The organism is Actinomadura roseirufa (assembly GCF_900659635.1).
Lineage (GTDB): Bacteria > Actinomycetota > Actinomycetes > Streptosporangiales > Streptosporangiaceae > Spirillospora > Spirillospora roseirufa.
The window spans coordinates 1-7,469 of sequence record NZ_CAACVB010000326.1 but is presented as its reverse complement, the minus strand read 5'-3'; the positions used below and the strand labels follow the sequence as shown (position 1 = coordinate 7,469).

5 protein-coding genes are annotated in these 7,469 nt (G+C 75.1%); 4 read left to right on the top strand and 1 reads right to left on the bottom strand.

All coding sequences use genetic code 11. The features are described 5' to 3' along the window. From E1291_RS36725 to E1291_RS36705, 4 genes are all read left to right on the top strand, one after another. Positions 1–1,722: substrate-binding domain-containing protein (locus E1291_RS36725; RefSeq protein WP_131742659.1), on the top strand; the 1,722-nt coding region annotated here is incomplete at its 5' end. A gap of 331 nt (positions 1,723–2,053) precedes the next feature. Beyond that, positions 2,054–3,580, top strand: coding sequence for an RNA polymerase sigma factor (locus E1291_RS43530; RefSeq protein ID WP_207401134.1), 1,527 nt, complete (start codon positions 2,054–2,056; stop codon positions 3,578–3,580). Positions 3,581–3,785: 205 nt separating this feature from the next. Further along, the gene (locus tag E1291_RS36710) at positions 3,786–5,264 is read left to right on the top strand and encodes an RNA polymerase sigma factor (RefSeq protein WP_131742657.1); all 1,479 of its coding nucleotides are present in this window, start codon (positions 3,786–3,788) and stop codon (positions 5,262–5,264) included. A gap of 417 nt (positions 5,265–5,681) precedes the next feature. Continuing rightward, entirely contained in the window at positions 5,682–6,338 is a 657-nt protein-coding gene (locus E1291_RS36705; RefSeq protein WP_207401133.1) for a hypothetical protein, read from the top strand. Positions 6,339–6,508: 170 nt separating this feature from the next. On the opposite strand, the gene E1291_RS36700 is transcribed toward E1291_RS36705, so the two are convergent. Beyond that, positions 6,509–7,469, bottom strand: a 961-nt coding sequence (locus E1291_RS36700; protein WP_131742656.1) for an aminotransferase-like domain-containing protein, incomplete at its 5' end; no start/stop codon positions are given.

Sequence of the window (7,469 nt, the reverse complement as noted above, 5' to 3'; positions counted from 1 at the left end):
CGCGGGCGCGGCGGCGTCGCGCTCATCGGCCCGATGGCGGGCGCGCTCGGGCTGGCGGGGCTGCTCGGCGCGGGGGTGTACGCGTTCGCCGAGAGCGGCGGCGGGGGCTGCTCGGGCGACGGCGCGCTCACCCTGTCGGTCGCCGCCGCGCCCGACATCGAGCCGGTCGTCGTCAAGGCCGCGGGACGGTTCAACACCGCCCGGCACAAGGTCGGCGGCACGTGCGTGCGGGCCGAGGTGCGCAAGGCCGAACCCGCGGCGGTGGCGACGCTGCTGTCGGGACGGGGCGTGGCGAGCGCCGTCAACCGGCGTCCCGACGTGTGGATCCCCGACTCGTCCCTGTGGATGCCGCTCGCGCGGTCCGTGGACGGCAAGGGGACGGCGGTGACGCCCCGCGGCTCGGTGGCCACCAGCCCCATCGTCGTCGGCCTGCCCCGGACGCTCGCGCTGGAACTGAAGAAGCGGGGCGCCAGTCCGTCCTGGAACGACCTCCTCAAGGCAGCGGGCGGCGGCGCGGGCGGGGAGGGCACCGGGAACCAGGCGATCCCGGCCGGGTCCGTCCGGTTCATCGTCCCCGACCCGGCCCGGAACGCGGCGGGCATGGGCTCCCTGATGATCATCAGTGCGCTGCTGGCCGGTGACCCGGACCGCGAGTCGGCCTTCACCGGGCTCGTCCGGACGGTCCGGGAGAGCACCGTGCCGACCGTCCAGGCCCAGTTCCAGCACTTCCGCGGGGGGCGCGCGGGCAAGCAGCCCGTCTCGCTGTCGTCGGAGCAGGCGCTGTGGGCCTACGACCGCGGCGGCCCGGCCGAGCCGGCGGTGGCGCTGTATCCGGCCGAGGGCACGCTGTCGATGGACTACCCGTTCACCGTCACCGCAGACGACGCCGACCGGCGGCGGGCGGCGGAGCTGCTGGAGCGGGCGATGGGCACCGGGCGCACCCGCGAGGAGGCCGCCGCGCTCGGGTTCCGCACCCCCGACGGGCGGGCGCCGGACGGCTTCGGACCGGCGGGCGGCGTCGGCCGGGCGAGCCCGCGCCTGCTCGCCGCGCCGAAGGACGCCGACGTCACGCGCGTCATGCAGGCGTGGTCGAAGCTGTCGCTCGGCCTGCGCATCCTGACCCTCATCGACGTGTCCGGATCGATGGGCGAGGAGGTCGGCCCGCACACCACCCGGCTGCAGGCGATCGCCCAGGTGTCCCAGGGCGGGCTCAGCATGATGCCGAACGACACGGAGCTCGGACAGTGGCTGTTCTCGACGAACATGCGCGGGCGGCTGCCCTACCGGGAGAGCGTGCCGGTCGGCCCGCTCGGCGAGCGCATCGGCTCCAACACCCGGCGCGACCTCGTCCTGTCGACGCTCAACCAGATGCGCCCGAAGCCGGGCGGCGACACCGGCCTCTACCGGACGATGCTCGCCGCGTACGACCTGATGAACAGCACCTACAAACCGGAGTTCGGCAACTCGATCCTGCTGCTCACCGACGGCAGGAACGACGACCCGGACGGCCCGACGCTGGCGGAGACCCTCGCGCGGCTCAGGCGGATGCAGGACCCGAATCGGCCCATCCAGGTCAACATGATCGGCTTCGGGAAGGGCGTCGACCGGGCCGAGCTGGAGCGGATCGCCGCGGCGACCAACGGCGACGTGCAGATCGCGATGACCCCGCGGGAGATCTCCACGATCTTCCTGAGGATGCTGTCCCGGCGCATCACCTCGTGACCGTGCGCACACGGTCCGAAGTTCCCATTTTTCACCCCGATCCGTGTCAACCACCCACGCAAGTCGACCGTCAATCTATGTGGAGGCCCGACGGGGAGCGGGGCCGTCGGGCCTCCGACCCACGTTCCTCCCCGGCCCGTGACGGGGAGCGGCCGCCCGGCGCGCATCGCCGGCCCGGAGGCCGGGAGTGCGGACTTCCCCTCCGAAGCGGCCCGGCCCGCCCCGGACGCGCGCGACGCGCTCCGGCATCGGGCGAGCACCTCATCGAACGGCTGACCACCGGCGCACGACCGCCGGGGCCGGCTCGACCCCACCTTGCGGGAGGACCCTCGTGTCCGGATGGCCCAGCCTCGACCGTGCCGACGACGAACGCCTGGCGAGGACCCTCGCCGGTGGCGATCCCGGCGCCCTCATCCAGGTCATGGACCGCTACGCGGCCCGCCTGTACGACTACTGCCACGCGCTGTTGCGCGACCAGGAGTCCGCGGCGGGCGCGTTGCACGACGCGCTCATCGCCGCGTACGCGCACATCTCCGTCCTGCGCGAGCCCGGCCGGTTCCGCGGCTGGCTGTACGCGCTCGTCCGCGCCGAGTGCATGCGCCGCCTGCACGCGCCCGACCGGCCCGCCGAGCGGTACGAGGCCCCGGAGGTCGAGGACGGCTTCCTGAGCGAGGGCGAGCTGGCCCGCAGGCTGGAGGCGCGGCGGCTCGTGCACGGCGCCCTCGCCGGGCTGCGCGGCCGCGAGCGGGAGACGCTCGACCTGATGCTGCGGCACGGCCTGGACGCCGGTGAGATCGGCGGGGTGCTCGGCCTGGACGCCCAGGAGGCCGCCGCCCTGGCCACCGAGGCGCGCGCCCGGCTCGACGACGCCCTCGCCGCCGCGTTCGTCGCCCGCACCGGGCGGGCGGACTGCGCGGAGCTCGCGGCGCTCGCGGGCGACGGCGGCGACGCGCCGCTCGCCCCGCAGGACGTGCACCGGATCGTCCGGCACATCGACCTGTGCGCGATCTGCCATGCCCGCGCCGAGCGCGTCGCGGCGGCCCGGCTGCTCCAGGTCCTGCCGGTCGCGATGATGCCGACCGACCTGCGCGGGCTCGTCCTCGCCACCGCCACCGACCCGGCGCTGTCGGCCGACCTCGCCGCGATCGCGCGGCGCGCCGAGCCGTTCGACTCCTGGGGCTGGCCCGCGCCCGGCGGCGCCGTGGTCCCGGACGAGCCGGACGAGGCGCGCCGTCCCCCGCGCGGCCTGTGGCCCGCCCTCGCCGCGGCCGCCGCCGTCATCCTCGTCGTCACCGGCGCGTTCTTCCTGATGCCCGGCTCGTCCGGCGACAAGACCGGCGCCCAGGCCGACCCGAGCGGGCCCGCCTCGTCGGCGCCCGATCCCTCCGACTCCGGCACGCCCGCCGACCCGTCGGAGTCGCCCACCCCGACCCCGACCAGCACGCCGACGCCGACACCGACGCTCACCACGCCGACCCCGACCAAGACGCCCACGCACCGCGCCTCGCCCACGCCGATGCGCACGCCGCCGACCAGCGCCAAGCCCGGCGGCCTTGTCGTCCAGGGCTGCACGATCGAGAAGACCGGCGGATGCGCGATCAAGGTGACGGCCGTCGGGGGGCCGGTGACCTGGTCGGTGACCGGGCGCTCGGCCAACCTCAGCGCCGCCGGCGGCGGGACGCTCGCGGCGGGGGCCTCGCAGGTCGTCCAGGCGACGCTGCTCGGCGAGTGCACGCCGCCCGGCGGGTCCGGGACGGTCTACTTCTCCCCGCGCGGCGCCGCGAACGTCATGATCACTTGCCCGGCACAGGGGGACGGCGGGAACGGGAACGGGAACGGCAACGGAAAGCCGCAGTGACCTAGATCACCTTTTTGCGACAAATCGCCTCCCGACTAGGAGAGACGGCCACGTGCTGTACCCCTACCGCTACGTAGATCGGCTCTAAAGGGAGAAAAGCCAGAAACTTGGTGGCAAGATCGGGCAACCAGAGCGGGCCAATGAACGTCGGCGCGCGCTCGCCGGGGGCACGTTCACGACACCGAGTTCTTCTGGAGGGGTTTCCGTGGCCGGTGTGCCAGGGCCCGGGCAGTCCGACGACCACAGGATGGCGGAGGCGCTGCGGGCCGGGGACGTCATCGCCCTGACCGAGGTGTACGACACCTATGCGCCGTTCATCTTCGACTACTGCCACGGTCTGCTGCGCGACCGCATCGAGGCGGCGGGGGCGCTGCGGACCTGCCTGATCTCGGCCCGCGCCCACGCCACGCGGCTCACCGAGCCGGAGCGGCTGCGGGGCTGGCTGTACGCGCTCGCCCGCAAGGAGTGCATGCGGCGCCGCGACAGCCCCAACCGGAACACCGGGCAGGAGGCGCCGGAGGCCGACGACGACCTCACCCCCGAGCAGCTCGCCCGCCGCGAGGAACGGCGGCTGCTCGCGCACAGCGCGCTCGCCGCGCTCAACGGGCGCCAGCGCGAGGCGATCGACCTGTCGGTCCGGCACGAGCTCGACGAGGTCGACCTGGCCGGCATCTTCGGCACCGGTCTCGAGGACACCCTGCGGATGGTCGAGGAGGCCCGCGAGGACCTCGCCGCCGCGCTGCACGCCTCGCTCATCGCGCAGAACCACTGGAAGGACTGCCCCAGCGTCTCCGCGCTGACCGAGTCGTGGCCGCTGTCGCCGGACGCGTCGGCCTCGCTCGTCCGGCACGTCGCGAACTGCCCGGTCTGCGGGACGCGCGACACCCCGCCGCTGCCCGCCGACCGGCTGCTGTCGGTGCTGCCCATCGCGGCGATCCCCGCCGACCTGCGGTTGGACGTGCTCACCGCCGCGACCGCCCCGGACCGCGCCGACAACCAGCGGGCCATCGCCGCCTGGTCGGAGCCGTTCGACGAGTACGGCTGGCCGCTCCCCTACGAGCCCGCCGCCTCGCGCGCCCGCGAGGGCTCCCCCCGCCGCCGCGGTCCCCTCCTCGCGGCCGTCGCCGCCGGCGTCGCGGCGGTCGTGGTGCTGGCCGGCGCGATGTCGGCGTTCGGCGGCGATTCCAGCGCGCCCGCCGCGGCCGGGAGCCCCGCCCCGCCCACCGCCGGCGAGGGCACCGCCGCCCCGGACGCCGAGCCCACGCCGAGCGGCGGCGCCCCCACCCCCCGCGCCTCGTCGCCCTCGCCGTCGAAGTCCCCGTCGAAGACGCCGTCGCCGTCCCCGTCCAAGACGCCCTCGAAGACGCCGTCCTCGCCGCCGCCGCCGTCGTCCACCCACACGCCGCAGCAGCCGAAGTCGCCGCAGGCGGGGCACCTGTCGGTGAACGGATGCACGATGGGCTTCGACAGGTCCTGCTCGGTTCAGGTCAGCGCGGCCGGCGGCCCGGTCGACTGGAGGGTCACCGGGACGTCCGGTGAGCTGAGCGCCGGCGGCGGCGGGCACCTGAGCGCGGGCGAGACCGCGATGGTCCAGGTGCGCCGCACCAACGGGCTGTGCTTCGGTACCAGGAGCGGATCGGTGTCGTTCTCCCCCGGCGGGTCCGCGTCCGTCTCCTACTGCTGAGGCGCACACCCTCTCAGCCGGGCCCCTCCTAGGACCACGTACCGTAAACCTTTTGAGGTCGGACCATAATCCACCGGCCACATCCGGCCGAGGTCCAGCGAACTTTCCGGCGATCGTCGGTTTCCGGCATGACCTGCGCGGATATGGATAAACCCGGCCATCGTTGCGTGCAAGTTGCACTGGGAAAGGACGTGTCCACGTGGATCGGGAGAAGCGCCGGGGTACGCCTCCGCGACGACGCCCGAGCCGGCGGGACACCACCGCGCGAAGGTCGACGGCCGCCCTTTCCAGCCCACGGCGGCAGGCTGGACCTCACCGTCCCGCCGGGTTCGACACGAGGACTAGACCATTCGGGGCTAGCCCGCCCGATTGGGGGGACGCACCATGGCAGACGCATGGCTGCCGGGAGCCGGACGCATGCCGGCGAGACAGGACGGCGGGGCACCGCGCGGGGGAGCGCCCCGCGTCGTCTGGACGGTCAGCGAGTCCGACCCGCGCACCGTCTCGGCCCGCTCCGCCGCGGCCGATCTGATCAAGGAGGGCCGGGTCCCGCACCTGGTGTGGCACCCCGGCACCGGCGAGATCGTCCAGCTGCTCCCGGCGACCCGGGCGGCCCGGCTGCTCGGCGACCCGGTGAGCCGGGAGGGCCGGCTCTGCGTCCAGATCGCCGTCATCGGCCAGTCCCGCGTCCCGTTCACCGGCGCGCCCCTCATCGGCGTCGACGCGATCGTCCGCTGGCTGGACGGCTGGAACGTCGCCCGCCGCTGGCCCGCCGGCCCGCCGCTGCCCTCGCCGCAGTCCTACCACTCGCTGCGCGCCCGCAAGGACTGGGCCCGCGGCGGCCACTTCGGCGCCTCCCAGGTCCCCCTCACTGAGCGGCCCGACCCGGGCGCCATCGACATCCGCCGCGTCACCGGCCCCGACACCCCGGTCGCCCCCCTCCCCAAACCCCGCGCGCCAATCCCGGACGCCGTCGGCACCCGCCTCATCCCCCGGCCCGCGCGCGGCGGCGACCCCGCCCCCCTCCCCGCCTCCGAACCGGTCACCGTCGGCCCGTCCGCGATGTCCAACTAGGCGTTCTTATTGCAAGACCGGCCCACTGCGCTCGCCGGCGCTCGCTTCGTGACCGTTCTTGTGCGAGCGCGAATCGCTTCGCCCGCGCGATGGTTGAGGACCACGCGTTGGCGCTAGCCGCTCAGGCGCGCGCCCGCGCGACGGTTGAGATCGTTCTCGGCCGGCCCTGATCAGCCGCTCGGCTCCGCCATGACCAGGTCTCGGACGATCGCGCAGCCTCGGCGCAGCTCGGCGGGGCCCGCGGCGGAGCCGTACCCGATCACCAGCCCGGAGACCGGCGGCCGGCCGATGTGGTGGTGATCGACCGTCTCGACCAGGACCCCGCGGCCGGCGGCCTCCCGGACGACGCGCCCGGCGACCGGACCCGGCACCTCCACCATGAGATGCAGGCCCGCCGTGTCCCCCCGCAGGCACAGCCCGGCGAACGCGCTCACCACGATCGCCCGGCGCCGCGCGTACTCCGCGCGCATCCGCCGGATGTAACGCTCCAGGTCACCGCGTTCGAGCAAGTAGCGCAGGGCGTGCTGCGGCACCACCGCCGTCCGGTCGTTCAGCTCCTCCCGGCGCGCCGCGACCTCCGCCACCAGCTCGGGCCGCCCCACCAGCCACCCCACCCCCAGGTCCGCGGTGAGGATCTTGGCACTGGTGCCCAGGTACACCACGAGGTCCGGGTCCAGCCCGTACAGCGCGGGCAGCGGCGCCACGTCGTAGCGGAACTCGCCGTCGTAGTCGTCCTCCACGACGAGCGCGCCCGTCCGGCGCGCCCACGCCAGCAGCGCCCGCCGCCGCGCGACGGGCAGCACCCCGCCCAGCGGGAACTGGTGCGACGGCGTCGTGTACACCAGCCGCAGGCCGTCCGGCAGCCCGTCCACGACCAGGCCGTGCTCGTCCACCGGGCACGGCACCGGCACGGCGCCCCGCGCCGCGATCACCGCCCGCGCCCGCGCGTACCCCGGCTCCTCCACCCCGGCCCGGTCGCCGGGCCGCAGCACCGTCGCGGCGAGCAGGTCCAGCCCGTTCGTCGCGCCCCGGGTGACCATCAGCCCGTCCACCGGGCACGCCACCCCGCGGCTTCGCCGGATGTAGGCCGCCAGCGCCGCCCGCAGGTCCGGCTCGCCGTAGGGCTCCCGG

Bases quoted from the DNA above. Each gene is read 5' to 3' on its own strand.
- E1291_RS36705 (WP_207401133.1), top strand. From the start codon at position 5,682: ATGCCGGCGAGACAGGACGGCGGGGCACCGCGCGGGGGAGCGCCCCGC.